General features: G+C 73.0%; 18 protein-coding genes. 8 read left to right on the top strand and 10 right to left on the bottom strand.

Annotated features, from left to right (window positions below; all coding sequences use genetic code 11):
* Nucleotides 1-80 precede the first annotated feature (80 nt).
* Both C5508_RS06790 and C5508_RS06785 read left to right on the top strand, forming a co-directional pair.
* Nucleotides 81-404, top strand: a complete 324-nt coding sequence (locus C5508_RS06790) for a hypothetical protein (protein ID WP_232796967.1) — start codon at nt 81-83, stop codon at nt 402-404.
* A complete protein-coding gene (locus C5508_RS06785; RefSeq protein WP_104524184.1) occupies nt 397-831 on the top strand; it encodes a hypothetical protein in 435 nt (144 codons plus the stop codon). The genes C5508_RS06790 and C5508_RS06785 overlap by 8 nt, the downstream gene beginning before the upstream one ends.
* 12 nt (nt 832-843) lie before the next feature.
* Here the strand turns inward: C5508_RS06785 and C5508_RS06780 are convergent, their stop codons facing one another.
* From C5508_RS06780 to C5508_RS06770, 3 genes are all read right to left on the bottom strand, one after another.
* Nucleotides 844-1524, bottom strand: a complete 681-nt coding sequence (locus C5508_RS06780) for a hypothetical protein (protein WP_104524183.1) — start codon at nt 1522-1524, stop codon at nt 844-846.
* Nucleotides 1525-1603: 79 nt separating this feature from the next.
* Nucleotides 1604-2110 (bottom strand): flavin reductase family protein, encoded by a 507-nt coding sequence (locus C5508_RS06775; RefSeq protein ID WP_104524182.1) that lies wholly within the window; start codon nt 2108-2110, stop codon nt 1604-1606.
* Nucleotides 2107-3045 carry a hydroxymethylglutaryl-CoA lyase gene (locus C5508_RS06770; RefSeq protein WP_104524181.1) on the bottom strand — a complete coding sequence of 313 codons (939 nt, stop codon included), beginning with the start codon at nt 3043-3045 and terminating at the stop codon, nt 2107-2109. The genes C5508_RS06775 and C5508_RS06770 overlap by 4 nt, the downstream gene beginning before the upstream one ends.
* 146 nt (nt 3046-3191) lie before the next feature.
* Here C5508_RS06770 and C5508_RS06765 point away from each other — a divergent pair, with 146 nt between their 5' ends.
* Nucleotides 3192-4094, top strand: coding sequence for a GGDEF domain-containing protein (locus C5508_RS06765; protein ID WP_104524180.1), 903 nt, complete (start codon nt 3192-3194; stop codon nt 4092-4094).
* A 111-nt stretch (nt 4095-4205) separates the two neighbouring features.
* Here the strand turns inward: C5508_RS06765 and C5508_RS06760 are convergent, their stop codons facing one another.
* The 3 genes from C5508_RS06760 to pgm all read right to left on the bottom strand — a co-directional run bounded on the left by C5508_RS06760 (nt 4206) and on the right by pgm (nt 8320).
* Nucleotides 4206-5765, bottom strand: a complete 1560-nt coding sequence (locus C5508_RS06760) for a glycoside hydrolase family 6 protein (RefSeq protein ID WP_157944017.1) — start codon at nt 5763-5765, stop codon at nt 4206-4208.
* Nucleotides 5766-5980: 215 nt separating this feature from the next.
* On the bottom strand, nt 5981-6616 hold the full coding sequence (locus C5508_RS06755; protein WP_104524179.1) for a hypothetical protein: 636 nt from the start codon (nt 6614-6616) through the stop codon (nt 5981-5983).
* 69 nt (nt 6617-6685) lie between these two features.
* Nucleotides 6686-8320 carry a phosphoglucomutase (alpha-D-glucose-1,6-bisphosphate-dependent) gene (gene pgm / locus C5508_RS06750; RefSeq protein ID WP_104524178.1) on the bottom strand — a complete coding sequence of 545 codons (1635 nt, stop codon included), beginning with the start codon at nt 8318-8320 and terminating at the stop codon, nt 6686-6688.
* Nucleotides 8321-8495: 175 nt separating this feature from the next.
* Between pgm and C5508_RS06745 the strand changes: the two genes are divergently transcribed.
* From C5508_RS06745 to C5508_RS06730, 4 genes are read left to right on the top strand one after another with little or no spacing between them, the layout of a single operon-like run.
* Nucleotides 8496-9164 carry an ABC transporter permease gene (locus C5508_RS06745; RefSeq protein ID WP_232796966.1) on the top strand — a complete coding sequence of 223 codons (669 nt, stop codon included), beginning with the start codon at nt 8496-8498 and terminating at the stop codon, nt 9162-9164.
* A 26-nt stretch (nt 9165-9190) separates the two neighbouring features.
* Nucleotides 9191-10369, top strand: a complete 1179-nt coding sequence (locus tag C5508_RS06740) for a betaine/proline/choline family ABC transporter ATP-binding protein (RefSeq protein WP_198597931.1) — start codon at nt 9191-9193, stop codon at nt 10367-10369.
* The gene (locus C5508_RS06735) at nt 10366-11157 is read left to right on the top strand and encodes an ABC transporter permease (protein ID WP_104524176.1); all 792 of its coding nucleotides are present in this window, start codon (nt 10366-10368) and stop codon (nt 11155-11157) included. Before C5508_RS06740 ends, C5508_RS06735 begins: the two co-directional genes overlap by 4 nt.
* 47 nt (nt 11158-11204) lie before the next feature.
* A complete protein-coding gene (locus C5508_RS06730) occupies nt 11205-12182 on the top strand; it encodes a glycine betaine ABC transporter substrate-binding protein (protein WP_104524175.1) in 978 nt (325 codons plus the stop codon).
* Between the two features lie 78 nt (nt 12183-12260).
* Here C5508_RS06730 and asnB read toward each other — a convergent pair whose 3' ends face one another.
* Nucleotides 12261-13739, bottom strand: coding sequence for an asparagine synthase (glutamine-hydrolyzing) (asnB, locus tag C5508_RS06725; protein WP_198597930.1), 1479 nt, complete (start codon nt 13737-13739; stop codon nt 12261-12263).
* A 196-nt stretch (nt 13740-13935) separates the two neighbouring features.
* Between asnB and C5508_RS06720 the strand changes: the two genes are divergently transcribed.
* Nucleotides 13936-14655, top strand: a complete 720-nt coding sequence (locus C5508_RS06720) for a glutamine amidotransferase-related protein (RefSeq protein ID WP_157944016.1) — start codon at nt 13936-13938, stop codon at nt 14653-14655.
* Nucleotides 14656-14670: 15 nt separating this feature from the next.
* Here the strand turns inward: C5508_RS06720 and C5508_RS06715 are convergent, their stop codons facing one another.
* The 3 genes from C5508_RS06715 to C5508_RS06705 form a co-directional block, all read right to left on the bottom strand.
* Entirely contained in the window at nt 14671-15078 is a 408-nt protein-coding gene (locus C5508_RS06715; RefSeq protein WP_104524172.1) for a VOC family protein, read from the bottom strand.
* A 62-nt stretch (nt 15079-15140) separates the two neighbouring features.
* Complete coding sequence (locus tag C5508_RS06710) at nt 15141-15923, bottom strand: AraC family transcriptional regulator (protein WP_104524171.1); 783 nt, start codon at nt 15921-15923, stop codon at nt 15141-15143.
* Nucleotides 15924-16016: 93 nt separating this feature from the next.
* On the bottom strand, nt 16017-16457 hold the full coding sequence (locus C5508_RS06705) for a DUF4190 domain-containing protein (protein ID WP_104524170.1): 441 nt from the start codon (nt 16455-16457) through the stop codon (nt 16017-16019).
* Nucleotides 16458-16596 lie beyond the last annotated feature (139 nt).

Genomic DNA, 16596 nt, shown 5'->3' with positions numbered 1-16596 from the left:
TTGAGCCCGCGGCCACCTGGTTTTTCACGTTCCTCTTCGTCGGCAGGGTCATGTGTGTATAAGAGACAGTCGTCGCGGGGGTGCTCGCGCTGCTGGGGCTCGCCTCGACGGTCGCCCGGCGGCAGATCGGCCTGGTGCACCTGGCCGGCGCCGGACTGCTCGAGGGCCTGCTCGTGGTCCAGGCGGTCGTGGCCGGGGTGGCCATGGCGGGCGGGGACACCCCCACGGACACCCCGACCTTCCTCGGCTACCTGGTCGGCGCGCTGCTCATCCCGGTGGCCGGCGTCCTCTGGGCCCGCACCGAGCGCACGAGATGGGCCGGAACGGTGCTGGCCGTCGCCGCTGCGGCCATCGGCGTCATGATCTGGCGGCTGCTGCAGATCTGGGAGGCCACCGGTGCCTGACCGTTCCGCGCTTGGCCCGGCCGCGGAGAGCTCCGGCGGCCCGACCCGCGTGCTCGTCGTCCTCTACGCGCTCTTCGCGCTCGCCGCCGGCGCGCGCGCCGGGGTGCAGCTGAGCACCCGGTTCTCCGAGGCGCCGGTGGCCTACCTGCTGTCCGCACTGGCCGCCATCGTCTACGTCGTGGCCACCGCGGGCCTGGTCCGCGGCGGCCGGACCGGACGCCGCACGGCCCTGGCGGCCATCACCGTGGAGCTGGTCGGCGTGCTCGTCGTCGGGACGCTGTCGCTGGCCGATCCGGCCGCCTTCCCCGACGAGACCGTGTGGTCGGGCTACGGGCGCGGGTACGGCTACGTGCCGCTGCTGCTCCCGGTGCTCGGCCTGCTGCTGCTCCGCCGGCGGGTCGACGACCGGGCGGGGCGCCCGGGCTGACCGGCCGGCGGGTCAGAAGTCCCCGCCGCCGAAGTCCCCGCCACCGAAGTCGCCGCCGTCACCGCCCCAGCCGTTGTCCGCACCACCGGCGAAGTCGCCTCCCGGGTCGCCGCCGTAGTCACCGCCGTCGGCTCCGGCGCCGTCCTGGTAGCCCTCCGCGTAGGCCTCTTCATCGCCACCGCCGAACAGGCCGCCGTCACCCAGGCCGGTGTCGAACAGCGCGTCGGCGACGGCGGTGCCCACGACGAGGCCGCCGATCGTGCCGAGCATGCTGCCGCCGATCATGCTGCCCATCCCCATGCCGCCGCCGTAGCCGGGGCCGTGGCGGCCGGCACCCGGTCCGAATGCCCGCTCGAGGATGCCCGGCTGCCGCATCTCCGCCCGGGTCGCCGCCCGGGCGAGAGAGCGCGGGTCGTCGCCCAGCGGACGCTCACCGGCCTCGCCCAGCTGGCTGAGGACCTGGTGCCGCTGCTCGGGGGTGAGCTGCTCGAACGCTTCGGCGTGCGCCTCCTCGATCTTCTCCGGCGGGGCGGTGCGCAGCAGGTAGCGGTACCGCTCGAGGGCCTGCTCGTCGGCCGAGCGGGGCTGCCGGGCGGTCGGGGCGCCGTGGTCGTATCCCCCGTCGTAGCCCTGGTCGACGTAGCGCTCCTCCGCTCGGCGCCGACGGCCGAAGATCCGGTCCAGCAGTCCCATCAGATGCCTCCTCGCATCCGGGCACGGCGGGCGTGCCCGCACACTCGGTGCCCCGGAGGGCGCGCGGGGAACCGTCCGGTCACCCCTCGCGCAGATGCAGCAGGCCGTAGGCGCCGCGGTGGAACAGCAGCGGCCGACGCTCGGCCGACGCGCCCAGGTCCAGGACGCGGGCCACCACGATGGTGTGGTCGCCGCCGTCGTACTCGGCCCACAGCTCGCCGTCGATCCAGGCGATGACGCCGTCCAGCACGGGCGAGCCGTGCGGGCTGGGGGTCCAGGGGACGCCGGCGAACTTGTCCGCGCCGGACCGGGCGAAGTTCTGCGAGACGTCGTCCTGCTCCTCGGCGAGGACGTTGACGCAGAACCGGCCGATGTCGCGCAGCCGGGGCCACGTGCGGGAGGTGCGTGCCGGAGCGAAGGCGACCAGCGGCGGGTCCAGCGACAGGGAGCTGAAGGACTGGCAGGTGAAGCCGATCGGCCCGTCGGGGGTCTGGGCGGTCAGGACGGTGACCCCGGAGGCGAAGTGGCCCAGCACGTCCCGCATGAGCCGCGGGTCGACGATCCGCGGCGCCTCCTCGGCGGTCATGCGCGCGTCTCCGTCACCCGGGGCACCGAGCGGCCACCCGCGCGGTACAGCGAGCTCGGCAGCTCGCGGCCCACCTGCTGCTCGGTCACCCGGGCTGCGGCCAGCACGGCGTCGAGGTCGATGCCGGTGCGCACCCCGGACTCCTCGAGCATGTAGACCAGCTCCTCGGTGGCGATGTTGCCGCTGGCGCCGGGCGCGAACGGGCAGCCGCCGAGCCCGCCGACGGAGGCGTCGAGCTGGGTGACCCCGGCCTGGACGGCGGCCAGCGCGTTGGCCTGCCCGGTGCCGCGGGTGTCGTGGAAGTGCACGCCCACGGGCACGCCCGGACAGGCCCGGCGGACCGCGTCCACGAGGGTCACCACGCGTAACGGCGTCGTCGTCCCGATGGTGTCCCCGAGGCAGAGCTGGTCGGCGCCGGCGGTGACCGCGGCCCGGGCGACGTCGACCGTGCGCGAGATCGGGGTGCGGCCGTCGAAGGGGCAGTCCCATGCGGTGGCGATGACGACCTCGAGCGAGCCGCCGGCCCCGTGCGCCAGGGCGGCGACCTCCGCGACGGCGCCGACCGCCTCGGCGGTGCTGCGCCCGGCGTTGGCCCGGCTGTGCCCGTCGGACGCCGAGACGACGTACTCGAGGTCGGCGACGCCGGCGTCCACCGCCCGGACCGCGCCGCGGGCGTTGGCGACCAGCGCCGACCAGTGCACCTCCGGCCAGCGCGCCAGCTCCGCGGCGACCTGGTCGGCGTCGGCGAGCGCGGGCACTGCCCTGGGGGACACGAACGACGTCGCCTCGATGCGGCGGACGCCGGTGGCGACCAGGGCCTCCAGCATCGCCAGCTTGCCGGCCAGGGGCACGGGCGCCTCCAGCTGCAGCCCGTCCCGCATGCCGACCTCGCGGACGTCGACCGTGGTCGGCAGCACCAGGTCGAACTCGTTCATCTGCGTCTCCTCGGTGCGTGGCGGGTACCAGCATCCTGCACCCCCGGTGGTTCGCCCGATCAGGCGTCTCGGAACGGGAGCGGCCGGTCCGGGGAGCAGATCGTCAGGGACGTCGCGCAAGATGGTCACAGCATGGGAGGTGCGCAGTGATCGAGGTGGTGGACGCGCTGCCCCCGGCGGATCGGCGGAGCGCTTTCGCCAACGCGCCGATGGGCATCGCCCTGACGACGCCGGCGGGACTCCTCGTCGACGCCAACCCGGCGCTGTCGTCCATGGTGGGCCTGACCGCGGAAGAGCTGCGCGGTCGCTCCGTCCTGGACCTCGTGCACCCGGACGCCGTCGGAGCGGCCCGCGAGGCCCACGTGACGCTCGCCGCTGAGCGCGACCGCCCCATGCGGCACCAGACGCAGCTGACGCGGCCCGACGGCTCGCACGTGCCGGTGCAGATCACCGCGTCGTGGGTGCCGGAGACCGAGGACGGCCAGGCGGCCCACCTGGTGCTCATCATCGAGGACATCACCGAGCGGAAGGCGCTGGAGGCGCAGCTGGTCCACCGCTCGCTGCACGACCCCCTCACCGGGCTGCCGAACCGGCTGCTGTTCCACGACCGGCTGCGGCACGCCCTCGACCGCGGGCACCGGGAGAACACCCCGACCTGCGTGCTGGTCATCGACCTCGACGGTTTCAAGGCGATCAACGACGAGCTGGGCCATCCCATGGGCGACCTGGTGCTCGTGTCCTTCGCCGACCGGCTCCGGTCGGTGCTGCGGGCCAGCGACACCGCGGCCCGGCTGGGCGGCGACGAGTTCAGCATCGTCTGCGAGAACACCCAGAAGGCCGACGCCGAGGCACTGGCCGACCGGCTGCGGACCACGGTCACCGAGCCGCTGGAGCTCGAGGGCGCCCGCGTGCCGGTCGGCATCAGCATCGGGATCGGCACCGCCCGCGGCGGCGAGGCCCCGGACGAGGTCTACGAGCGCCTCGTCCGCGCGGCCGACGACGACATGTACGCCGACAAGGCGCGCCGGCGCCCGGACGCCCGCCGCTGACCCGGACCCCGGTCCGCGGGTAGCGGAGCCTCGGGGCCGCGCCCGGCGCCGGACGTGCAGAACGGCGGGGCCCTCCTCGGGCCCCGCCGTCCGCGGTTCAGGGATGGTCGGTCAGTCGGAGGTGCAGCCCGCGCCGTTCAGGGTGAACAGCCAGGGCTCGGTGACCGGCGAGCCGTTCGTCTCGCCGATGAAGCCGAGCGTGATCTGCTGCCCCGGCTTGATCGTCCGGTTCCACGAGAGGTTGTCGACCTCGACGTAGGCACCCTGCTGGGTGGCCGAGCCGCTCCACAGGTTCTGGATGGTCTCCTTCTCGTGGAAGGCCCACTCCAGCTCCCAGCCGTTCACGGGCTCGGTGCCGGTGTTCTTGATCCAGATCTGGGTGTTGAACCCCTCCCGCCACGAGCCGTGGACGGTGTAGGAGACGTGGCACGTCGGAGCGGCGATCGGCGGGTTGGCCAGCGCGATCAGCTCACGGGCCTGCTCCGGGAACCACTGGCCCGCGGCCGGGTCCGCCGTCTGGTCGCCCGGGTGCGGTGCCGAGGAGCCGCGGTAGCAGGACCCGTCGGACTCGCCGGGGACCTTGATCCACAGGTAGGCGTCGATCAGCGCGTTGCCGGTGTCGGTGGTCGGCGTGAGGCCGGCGCCGCGTCCCGGCGGGTTGCACCAGTCCAGCGGGTTGAGGAAGCCCGCCGGCGGGGTCCAGCTGCCCTGGCCGTTGCGGCTGGTGTCGATCACGAAGTGCGCCTGCTCGGCCGGGTTCCGCGTCATGCTCGTGTCCGCGTACGCCTTGTCGTAGGCGGCGTCGCTCTGACCCCAGGTCGAGAGGTCGCTGGGGTTCGCCGGGTAGTACTGGCTGGCGCACCAGCTCGGCTCCCACCTGCTGCCCTGCGACAGGTGGATGCAGTCGGAGATCCAGGTGCCGTACTTCTGCAGCCGCTCGGTGGCGACGTAGTTCGACGCGTTGAGGAAGAAGCCGTCGGCGTCCTCGACGCCGGCCTTGATCAGCCGGTCGGTGATCTCGCCGACGCCGAGCCATCCGCTGTGCGTGCCGTCGAGGTAGGTCGCCGTGTTGGGCAGCGCGGCCAGCGCGTCGACGGCGTAGTTGAGCATCTCGAACCGCTCCGCGGCGGCCGTATCGGCGTCCAGCTCCTCGGGCTGGCACCACTCGGTGTTGCCATCGAGCGTGGTGTAGTGCGGGATGATGCCGAGGCCGTCGGGCTCCAGGATGACCGTGGCGTCGCTGGTGCCGATGCCGGCGGCGAAGCCGTCGATCCAGCCCTTGTACTCCTCGACGCTCGTGGCGCCACCGGCCGAGTACTGGGCGCAGTCCCGGAACGGGACGTTGTAGGCCACGAGCACGGGCACCTCGTCGGTGGCGTCGGCCGACGCGACCACCTCCGCGACGGCAGCCTCGACCTCGAGCGGGGTGCCCTTGGTGAACCAGTCGGCCGACGGGAAGCTCCCGAGCAGCTGCGCGTCGGCGCGCGCCTGGCCGGTGAGGCCCTGCGCGGCCTCCAGCGTGGTGCTCTCCGGATTGGCGAAGAGTTCGGTGCTGGGGTCCAGCACGTCGTTGGCGGCGTGGGCGACCTGCCCCGCCATGACGCCGGCGAGCGAGAGGGTGGCTGCCGCCACCGTCGCCGCGACGCGCCTCGTCTTCGAGGCAGCAGTCATCTCTTGTCCTTCCGCGCAGTGGCTGGATGTTCGGTCGTCGCCGCTCCCGAGACCTGCTGTGACGCAGACCACCGTGGGAGCGCTCTCACCATCCGTGCCGATCGGGCGGCTGTCAAGGCCTCCCGCGAATCGGGACAGGAAACGAGTGGGCGACGCGGTGAACGACCGTCGCCCACATCGGGACGCCGCCGGCGAATCCGGCGCCGGAGCCGGGCCTAGAAGGAGTCGGCCCAGCTGGTGACCGTGCGCACCCGGGCGAAGACAGCCGTGACGGCGGGCAGCACGCAGGCGAAGAGGACGAACGCGATCACACCGAACCTGTCATCGCCCTCCATGCCGGTCACGGCGATCCCGAGGGTCAGCGCGAGCACCACGAGGGCGGCCACCGCCGACCAGAAGAGCGTGGCCGCGGATCGGCGCTGCAGCAGCCGCACACCGCCGACGACGAGCCCGACGGCGCACGGGAGGCCGATCGACAGCACCATCGTCGCGGGGTCCTCGTCACCGGTGAGCGTGGCCAGGAGCATGACGAACGATCCGATCGCGGTCAGCCCGCCGGTGACGAACCCCAGCACCGCGGCGGCGGTGGCCGTTCCGGGACGGCCGGTGCCGTGCGGCCAGGCGAGGGCCTGCCACGGGACCTGGGCGTACGGCTGCGGCGGATAGGGCTGCCCGTACGGGGGCTGGCCGTAGGCGGCCTGGCCGTACGGGGCCGGGGCACTCTGCGGCGGCCAGTACTGCGGCTGACCGTATGGAGGCTGGCCGTACTGCGGCTGCGGGGCGTACCCGTGGCCCTGCTGAGCGCCACCGTCCGACAGCGGCGCCGGGCCCCACTCCGAACCGTCGGTCATGCCGCGAGTCTGCCCGGCGCCGGCACCCGGACCCAGGCAGGCACGGCCCGTGTCACCCGTGCGGGCAGATCACCCGCCGAGGGCCGCCGTGACCACCGCACGCGCCTCCTCCTGGACCCGGGCCAGGTGCTCGGGACCGGAGAAGGACTCGGCGTAGATCTTGTAGACGTCCTCGGTCCCCGACGGACGGGCGGCGAACCAGGCGTTCTCCGTGACCACCTTGAGCCCGCCGATGGCCGCGTCGTTTCCGGGGGCGCGGGTCAGCTTGGCGATGATCGGCTCGCCGGCGAGCTCGGTCGCGGCGACCGCCTCCGGCGACAGCTTGCCCAGCGCCGCCTTCTGCTCCCGGGTGGCGGGGGCGTCGATGCGCGCGTAGGTCGACTCGCCGTGCTGCGCGGTGAGGTCCGCGTGCAGCTGCGAGGGGGACCGGCCCGTCACGCCCTGGATCTCCGCCGCCAGCAGGGCCAGCAGGATGCCGTCCTTGTCCGTCGTCCACACGCCGCCGTCCCGGCGCAGGAACGAAGCCCCCGCGGACTCCTCACCGCCGAAGCCGACGGACCCGTCGAGCAGGCCGGGCACGAACCACTTGAAGCCGACCGGCACCTCCACCAGCCGCCGGCCCAGACCGGCGACGACCCGGTCGATCAGCGAGGAGGAGACCAGCGTCTTGCCGACGGCAGTGTCCGCAGCCCATTCCGGCCGGTGGCTGAACAGGTAGGAGATGGCGACGGCGAGGAAGTGGTTGGGGTTCATCAGCCCGCCGTCGGGGGTGACGATGCCGTGCCGGTCGGCGTCGGCGTCGTTGCCCGTGGCGATCGCGTATCCGGCACGCTCCGCGATGAGCGAGGCCATCGCCGACGGCGACGAGCAGTCCATCCGGATCTTGCCGTCCCAGTCCAGCGTCATGAACCGCCACGTGGGGTCGACCAGCGGATTGACGACGGTGAGGTCCAGGCGGTGGCGCTCGGCGATCGCGCCCCAGTAGTCGACGCTGGCACCGCCGAGGGGGTCGGCGCCGATGCGCACCCCGGCGTCGCGGACGGCGTCGAGGTCGAGCACGTTCGGCAGGTCGTCGACGTAGTCGCCGAGGAAGTCGTGCGCCTGCGCCTGACCGCGGGCCCGGGGAAAGGGGATGCGGCGGACCCCGTCGAGGCCCGCACGCAGCAGCTCGTTGGCACGATCGGCGATGACCGTGGTGGCGTCGGTGTCGGCCGGGCCGCCGGACGGCGGGTTGTACTTGAAGCCGCCGTCGCGGGGCGGGTTGTGCGACGGGGTCACGACGATGCCGTCGGCGAGGCCCGTGGCGCGGCCCCGGTTGGCCCGCAGGATGGCGTGGCTGATCGCGGGCGTGGGGGTGTAGCGGTCGGCGACGTCGACCAGGACGGGAACGTCGTTGGCGGCCAGCACCTCCAGGGCGCTGGCCCACGCCGGCTCGCTGAGGGCGTGGGTGTCCCGGCCGAGGAACAGCGGGCCGTCGTAGCCCTGGGCCGCCCGGTACTCGCAGATGGCCTGGGTGGTGGCCAGGATGTGCGCCTCGTTGAACGCCGCGTCGAACGCCGACCCGCGATGCCCGCTGGTCCCGAAGGCGACCTGCTGCGCCGGATCCGCCGGATCGGGCTCGCGCGTGTAATAGGCCGTGACCAGCGAGGCGACGTCGATCAGGTCGCTGGGCTGGGCGGGGCGGCCCGCACGGGGGTCGGTCATGGGCTGATCTTGTCCTGGGGTGGGTGCCGGGCGCGACCTGGCGCGCCCGGCGAGCGTTGCCGTACACAACGATTCGATCCCGATAACCCCCGAATGGTCTACTCCCGCATTGCCAAGATGTCCGGACCTCGGAAGGGTCGACCACGACCACAGCCGCAACCGCGCCGGTATCGCTGTGCAACCGGAGAGGAACGACGACCTGGACTTCGTGGATTTCGCGTGGCAACGGCGTGACGACGTGCTGCAACTGGGCATCGAGCATGCCGCGCTCGTCGCCCTGTCGGTGACGATCTCGGCCGCGCTCGGCGTCCTGCTCGGCGTCCTCAGCTACCGCAGCCCCACGGCGCGCAGCGCGGTGATCGCAGTGACCGGTGCGTTCCTGACCATCCCGTCGTTCGCGCTCTTCGTCCTGCTCCTGGGGATCGTCGGCCTCGGAACGGCGCCCGTGGTCATCGCCTTGACCATGTACGGCCTGCTCCCGGTGGTCCGCAACACCATCACCGGCCTGCTGCAGGTCGATCCCGCGATCGTCGAGTCGGCCCTGGGCATGGGCCTGTCCCGCAGGCAGCGCCTGCTGCGGATCGAACTGCCGCTGGCCTGGCCCGTCGTGCTCACCGGCATCCGGGTGAGCACCGTGGTCCTGGTCGGCATCGCCGCGATCGGCGCGATCGTCAACGGCCCCGGCTACGGGGAGCTCATCTTCACCGGGCTGGCGCGCGTCGGGTCCCCGGTCGCGGTGAACCTCGTCCTCGCCGGAACCCTGGGTGTGGTGGTGGTGGCGGTCGTGTTCGACGCCGCCTTCACGCTGCTGGGCAAGCTGACCACCTCGAAGGGCCTTCGATGACCGAAACAGGGCCGGCCGACCGTCCCATGATCCGGCTGGAAGAACTCACCAAGACGTTCCCCGGGCAGCAGCGCCCGGCCGTGGACGCCCTCACCCTGGACATCCCCGAAGGGGAGATCGTCATCCTCGTCGGCCCCTCGGGCTGCGGGAAGACGACGACGATGAAGATGATCAACCGGATCATCGAGCCGACGTCCGGGCGGATCCTGCTCGACGGGGAGGACGTCACCCATGCCGACCCCGACCAGCTGCGCCGCCGTATCGGCTACGTCATCCAGCAGATCGGGCTCTTCCCGCACATGACGATCGCCGAGAACATCGCGACCGTCCCCAAGCTCCTCGGCTGGGACGCCCAGCGCGTCGCCGCCCGGGTGGACGAGCTGCTGACCACGGTGCGGATGGATCCCGCGGAGTACCGGGGCCGCTATCCGAAGGAGCTGTCCGGTGGCCAGCGGCAGCGCGTGGGCGTGGCCCGGGCGCTGTCGGCCGACCCCGACGTCATGCTGATGGACGAGCCGTTCGGAGCGATCGACCCGATCACCCGCGACCGGCTGCAGAACGAGTTCCTCCGACTGCAGGCCCAGGTCCGCAAGACGATCGTCTTCGTCACGCACGACATCGACGAGGCGATCAAGATGGGCGACCGCATCGCGATCCTCCGGGAGGGTTCGGAGGTCGTGCAGTACGACACCCCGGAGACGATCCTCACCCATCCGGCGAACGACTTCGTCCGCGACTTCATCGGCTCCGGCGCCTCGCTGAAGCGGCTCAACCTCAGCCGGGTCCGCGACATCGAGCTGAGCCACTGGCCGACGGTGCCCGAGGGGACGTCGCCGGAGGAGGCCCTCCGCGTGCTGCGCTCGGCCCCGGGGAGCGCCGTCCTGGTGCTGGACGCGCAGGGTCGGCCCCGCCGCTGGGTGGGCGCCACCGACCTCCAGCGCGCCGACGGTCGCCGGCTGGACCAGATCGGGATGCACCCGGAGGCGATCGTCGAGCCGCACGCCACGCTCAGCGACGCCCTGAACGAGCTCATCACCGCTCGCTACAGCGTGGCCACTGTGGTGGACGGGAACGGCGTCTACCAGGGCGTCGTGGACATCGACCGGATCACCGAGGCGATCCGCACCATGCGCAGCGACGACCAGCGCACCGCGCGCCGGGGTCTCGACGAGGCGTCGGACGCCGCCGGGAGCCGCTGGTCATGACGGCGTCCACCGACTGGGCCACCGTCCGGCCGCCGGGAACCGATCCTGCCCGCGGCGGCCGGTGGTGGCCCTGGATCGGCCGGCTGGCGTTGCCGGTGGTCCTCGCGCTGGTGCTCCTGGCGCTCTGGCTCTACGTCGGCTCGCAGGAGCTGGACAGCATCGAGGCCCGCAGCCTCACCGCCGAGACGATCGGCGAGACCGCCGCGCGGCACGTCGCCCTCACCGCGGTCTCGACCGTGCTGGTCGTGGCGCTGGCGGTGCCGCTGGGGATCCTGCTGACCCGTCCGTTCACCCGGCGGTACCGGGGCCTGCTCCTCACCGTCGCCAACATCGGCCAGGCCGTGCCGACCATCGGGCTGCTCGCACTGCTGGCGGTGGCCTTCTTCTTCCTCGGCTTCTGGGCGGCGGTCGTCGGCCTCGTGGCCTACGCCGTGCTGCCGGTCCTGCGCAACACCATGGTCGGGCTGGAAGGTGTGGACCCGGCCGTCCTCGAGGCGGGCAAGGGCATGGGCCTGTCCGGCCGGCAGGTGCTTCGCAGGCTGGAGCTCCCCCTGGCGGTCCCGGTCATCCTCGCCGGCATCCGGACGGCGCTGGTGATCAACGTCGGCACCGCCACCCTGGCCGCCTACATCAACGGCGGTGGCCTGGGCACGCTGATCGTGGCCGGCTTCTCCACCAACCGATTCCTGGTCTCGCTGACCGGTGCCGTGCTGACGGCGGTCCTCGCACTCCTGGTGGACCACCTCGCGGGCATCGCCGAGGACGTCCTCAAGCCCAAGGGACTCTGATCCTGCCCGGCCGCCATTCCGGCCGTCCACCCACCGAGAGGAACACGATGACGACGAGGACATGGTCCACCGCAGCGATCCTGGGGATGACCGCGATGCTGGCCACGGCCTGTGGCGGCGACACCGACCTGAGCGACGCCGGCGGTTCCGGAGGATCGGGCGACAGCGCCGGCGGCGGGTCGATCGCGGAGGACTACGACTTCTCCGGGACCTCGGTCACCGTCGGGTCCAAGGAGTTCACCGAGTCGGTCATCCTCGGCCAGATCACCATCGCGGCGCTGCAGGCAGCAGGGGCCGACGCCGCCGACCAGACGGGGCTCACCGGCACCGACACGGTGCGGGCGGCCCTCGAGTCCGGCGACATCGACATGTACTGGGAGTACTCGGGCACCGGCTGGGTGAACATCCTCGGCAACACCACCGAGGACCTGCCCGAGGACCTGTTCGCCGCCGTGTCCGAGGCCGACGCCGAGAACGGCGTCGCCTGGCTGGAGCCCGCGCCGTTCGAGGACACCTACCGGATCGCCACCTCCGCGGAGCTCGCCGAGCAGGAGGGCCTGGAGACGACCAGCGACGTCGCCGAGTTCGTCGCCGCCAACCCCGACCAGGGCTCGATCTGCGCGGCGAGTGAGTTCCTGAACCGGGACGACGGCCTGCCCGGCCTGCAGACGGCCTACGGCTTCGAGTTCTCCGAGGTCGTCGAGCTCGACCTGGGCCTCATCTACACGCAGGTCGGCGACAGCTGCGCGTTCGGCGAGGTCTTCTCCACCGACGCCCGGATCGTCTCCAACGACCTGGTCGTCCTGGAGGACGACCGCGACTTCTTCGTGCCCTACAACGGGGCGCTGACCCTGCGGCAGGAGGTGCTCGACGAGAACCCCGAGATCGCCGACCTCATGGCGGAGATCAGCGAGCTGCTCACCGACGAGGTCATCACCGAGCTGAACTCCCAGGTCGACAACGACGGCGAGGAGTACGCCGACGTCGCGCAGCAGTTCCTGCGGGACAACGGCTTCATCGACTGATCCGTCCTCTCGCGCGACAGCGGGGCCCGGGCTCCGGCCCGGGCCCCCCTGTGTGACCGCCCCCGCTGCGCCTTCGCCTCAGGCCACCTCGCCGAGCCGGCCGGCGTTCCACCGGCCGGCGACGGCTGCGACGTGGGCGACCATGTCCGGCGGCGCGACGCTGGCCAGCACGGCCTCCAGCGGCGAGTCCCCGGCGTGCCCCCAGTGCTCTGCCAGCGCCCGGTCGACCAGGTCCCCCACGCCGGTCCCCTCGTCGAACTGCGACTTCGTGCGCCAGACGATCTCCGGCGGCAGCAGATCGGCGACCGCCTCGCGCAGCACCCACTTCTCCGGCCCGCCGTCGGGCAGCTTGAGCTCCACCGGGACCCGCAGGGCCGCGTCGATGAAGTCCAGGTCGAGGAAGGGCACCCGGGCCTCGAGGCTGTGCGCCATCGTCATGCGGTCGACCCGCTGCAGGTTGATGTGGTGCATCTCGCCCAGCGAGCGGCGCAGCTCGTCGTGCAGCAGGTGCTTCGGGACGTCGGCGTGGTAGCGGTAGCCGGCGAACAGCTCGTCGGCTCCCTCGCCGGTGAGCACCACCTTGACGTGCCGGGCGGCGAGCTCCGCGACGAACCAGGTGGGAACGGCGCTGCGCACCAGGTCCGGATCGGTGGACTCCAGCGCCCAGACGATGCCGGGCAGCGCCTCCGCGATCTCGGCGGGCTCGATCACCCGCTCGTGGTGGACCGTGCCGAGGTGGTCGGCCACCTGGCGGGCGGCGGCGAGGTCGGGACTGCCGGCCAGGCCGACCGCGAAGGTGTGCAGACCGGGCAGCCGCCGGGCCACCAGCGCGCAGATGGCACTCGAGTCCAGGCCGCCGGAGAGGAAGGCCCCCACCGGGACGTCTGCCATGAGGTGCCGCTCCACCGACCGTTCCAGCGCCTCCCGCACCGCCTGTACGTGCTCGCCGGTGGGACGGAATTCCGCAGCGGGCGCGGGCAGCGCGTCGAACCGCGTGACACCTGCGCGGGAGGACCAGAGCGTTCCCGGCGGCAGCGGGGTGACGTCCCGGGTGCCCGGCGGAAAGGCCTTCACCTCCGAGGCGAAGACGGTCGCCGGCCCGAGCCGGCCCAGGTACAGCGGCTTGATGCCGACCGGGTCCCGGCCGAGGACGAGCTCTCCGCTGCGCTGGACCGCGAAGGCGTACATGCCGCGCAGGCGGGCGGCCGCTTCCAGGTCGGCCTCCGGGCGGTCGCCGCGATCATCGAGCAGTCGCAGGACGACCTCGCTGTCGGACCCGGTCTGCCAGCGCCGATCGTCGCCGAGCTCCGCCCGCAGCCCGGCTGCGTTGTAGATCTCCCCGTTGACGACGACCACGACCTCGTCCGGGCCGGATCCGTCGACGATCGGCTGGGCGCCCCGCTCCAGGTCGACGATCGACAGGCGCCGGTGGCCGAGAACGAAGTCGCCGGACACGTGCACGCCCGCGTCGTCCGGGCCACGGTGCGCGAGCGCCCGGGTCATGGCCTCGACGTCGTCGATCGTCGCGGCCCCCCATCCACCGGCGATGCCGCACACGTCGATCTCCTCCCGGGCCGGTCCCGTACTGGCTCTGCCTGACGACCGTAGGCGCGCGCCGGGGGAGCGGCCCGCCGGGGCGGGTGAGGCCGATACGTGACCTGCCCGAAACCGTGTCGACCCCCGTCGCGGTCGCGCGCCCGCCATCCTTCCTCGGGCACCGACGTGGGGGTGCCCCGAGAACGCGGGAGCGCTCGTGGACGCAGTGGTCTGGCAGGGCAGCGGGGACGCATGGCCGGGGGTGTCGTGGGGGACTCCGGTCGCCTCCCGCCTCGGTCGGCTGGGATGGAACATCACCGTCGTCCCCTGGGGCGACGACGGGACGGAGCACTACGGCCGCCCGGACGTCCTGCACGTCTTCGGCGGCGGCCTGGAACCGGTCGCGTCCGGATCCTCCGCCATGACCGGGCGGCTGTCCGCGGTGGCGGCCGCCCTGACCACCGCCGAGGCGGACCGCTGTTCGGTCCTGGGCATCTGTTTGGGCGCCCAGATGATCGCCGCCGTGGCGACCGGGCTCCTGCCCCGGCCGGCCCGCGGCGGAGGTGAGGCCGGGCGGACGGTGCTGAGGCCGGAGTCGCCGACGGCGCCGGAGGTCGTGGTGGCCACCGCACACGTGGCCGAGGTGCCCGATCGGTTCCTCGCCTCCGCTGGCGTCCGGCACCTGTGGAGCAACCCGGTGACCACCGTCCAGGGGTTCGCGCTCGGGGCCCGGGTCGTCGGGGTGCAGTTCCATCCGGAGCTGTCCGCCGCCGAGGGCCGTCGCGCCGCCGCGGCGTTCCGGCGGACACACGCCGCGCCTCCGGCCTGGGCGCCGGGGCACGCGGTCGATCCCGACCGGGCGATGACGGTCCTCCTGCGGGAGACGGCGGCGCACCGGCTCGGTATGGCGGAGGACCTGCTCCCCGCGGCCGGTTGACCTGGCCCCGCGCCGTCACCCCGGCCGGCGCGGCTCGCCCGGGTAGGTCCCGAAGGACCAGACGTTGCCCTCGACGTCGCGCGCGGAGAACTCGCGCGAGCCGTCGTCGGTGCCTGCGAGTTCGCGGACGATCTCGGCCCCGGCCGCCACGGCACGGTCGTGCACCGCCTGGGGATCGGCGGTGACGACGTAGCAGGCGGCGGTGCCGGGCACGGCGGGCCACGCGTCGTCGGGGTCCTCCTTCAGGGAGGCGAGCATCACCCCGCCGCCCTCGGGCCAGTCCAGCTGCGCGTGGTCGACCCGGTCGCCCTCGCCGTAGACGGCGGTCTCCTCGAATCCGAAGGCGTCGATGAGGAACCGGATGAGGGCGGGGGCGTCGGTTGCGCGGAAGGCGGGCGAGACCGAGGGCGGAGGAGTCGTCATGACCTGGAGAGTGCCGTGCTCAGGGCGGCGGTGTCTTGGACGAATCCGAACTCCGCGGCCAGTCACCGGGTGGGGGAGAGACCCGAGAAGGCGCGCCACTCGCGGGTCAGGTGCGCCTGGTCGGTGAAGCCGCCGTCCGCGGCGAGCCCGGCGAGGTCGATCCGACGGCCGGTGGTCGCCCGCGCGGCCAGGTTCCGACGGGCGCGGTCGAACCGGACGACCCGCGCCGCCTCCTTGGGACGCAGCCCCGTCTCGCTCCGGAAGCGCTGTTCCAGGTGACGCACCGACCAGCCCACCCGTGCCGCCACCTCGGCGACGGGCAGCCGCCCGCCGGCCGACGTCGTCAGCCGCCAGGCCTCGGCCACTTCGGGGACCGGCTCGTCGTCGTGGAGCTCGAGCAGCAGCACGGCCTCCAGCGCGGCGAACCGGGCCGGCCAATCCGGAGCGGCCCGCATCCGCTCGACCATCTCGCGTCCGCGCCGGCCGAGGAGGTCCTCGAGCGGGCAGTCGAGCGACGCCAGCGTGCCGGCGGGAACGCCGAGGAGCGCCCGCGCGCCGGCCGGGGTGAGGGAGAGCTGGACGCCGGCCTGCCGGCCGGGGTGGACGATCCGCGCAGGGCGCGTGTGCAGGCCGCCCAGGGCGTCGAAGCTGCCGGGTGCCTGGCGGGGGTCGGCATGCGCGGCCATGACGAGGGGCTCGTCCAGCGTGAGGACCAGCGTCAGCCAGGGAGAGGGCAGGCCCAGGTGCTCGCCGGGCGGGAACCCCTCGTGCCGGTAGCCCACAGCCGCGGCGACGTACGGGCGCAGCGCGGGATGCGGGCTGTGCACCACCGATTCCTGCCGCATGCCCGCAGGATGGCGGGTTAGCCGTCCGCTGTCACGAGGTCAGGTCGGGCCCACCCCGCAGTCGTCAATCAGCCTGCCGATCCTGCCGCCGAATCAGTAGCCGGTGGCCGACGCGAGGCCGAAGAGAATGCCGAAGCCCAGGAAGCCGATGCCGATCCAGCCCAGGACGATGCCGGCCGTCGCCATGCCGCTCCCCGAGTCGCCGCGCTCCGCGATCTGCCGCTTCGCGACGTAGCCGAAGACGAGCGCCAGGATGCTGCCGATCCAGTACAGCCAGAGGATGCCCAGCACCATGGAGGCGACGGCCATGCCGTTCGTGCGCTGGGGCGGGTACGGGTAGCCGCCGTACGGCTGGCCGTACGGCTGGCCGTAGGCGGGCGGATAGCCGCCTGCGGGCGGGATCGGCGGACCCTGGTATCCACCCGCCGGCGGGTAGCCGCCGCCGTAGGCCGGCTGGTCTTTCTCCCACCCGGGCTGGCCGGGGGTGCCGTACGCGTCGCCGGGACCGGGCTTGTGCGGACCGGGGTGTGTCATCTACTCACTCCTGCTGGCTGCGCGTCCGCCGGGACCGTCGACTCCCGGAAGTTTCCACATCCTGACGGCAGGCAGCCGTGATGTGGACGAGGCGCGCTGCCTCGCCCACCCCGACGGGGCAGACCGCACGAGAAGTCCT

It is taken from the genome of Blastococcus atacamensis (assembly GCF_002938425.1).
GTDB classification, from domain to species: domain Bacteria; phylum Actinomycetota; class Actinomycetes; order Mycobacteriales; family Geodermatophilaceae; genus Blastococcus; species Blastococcus atacamensis.
This window is presented reverse-complemented; position numbering and strand designations above follow the sequence as displayed.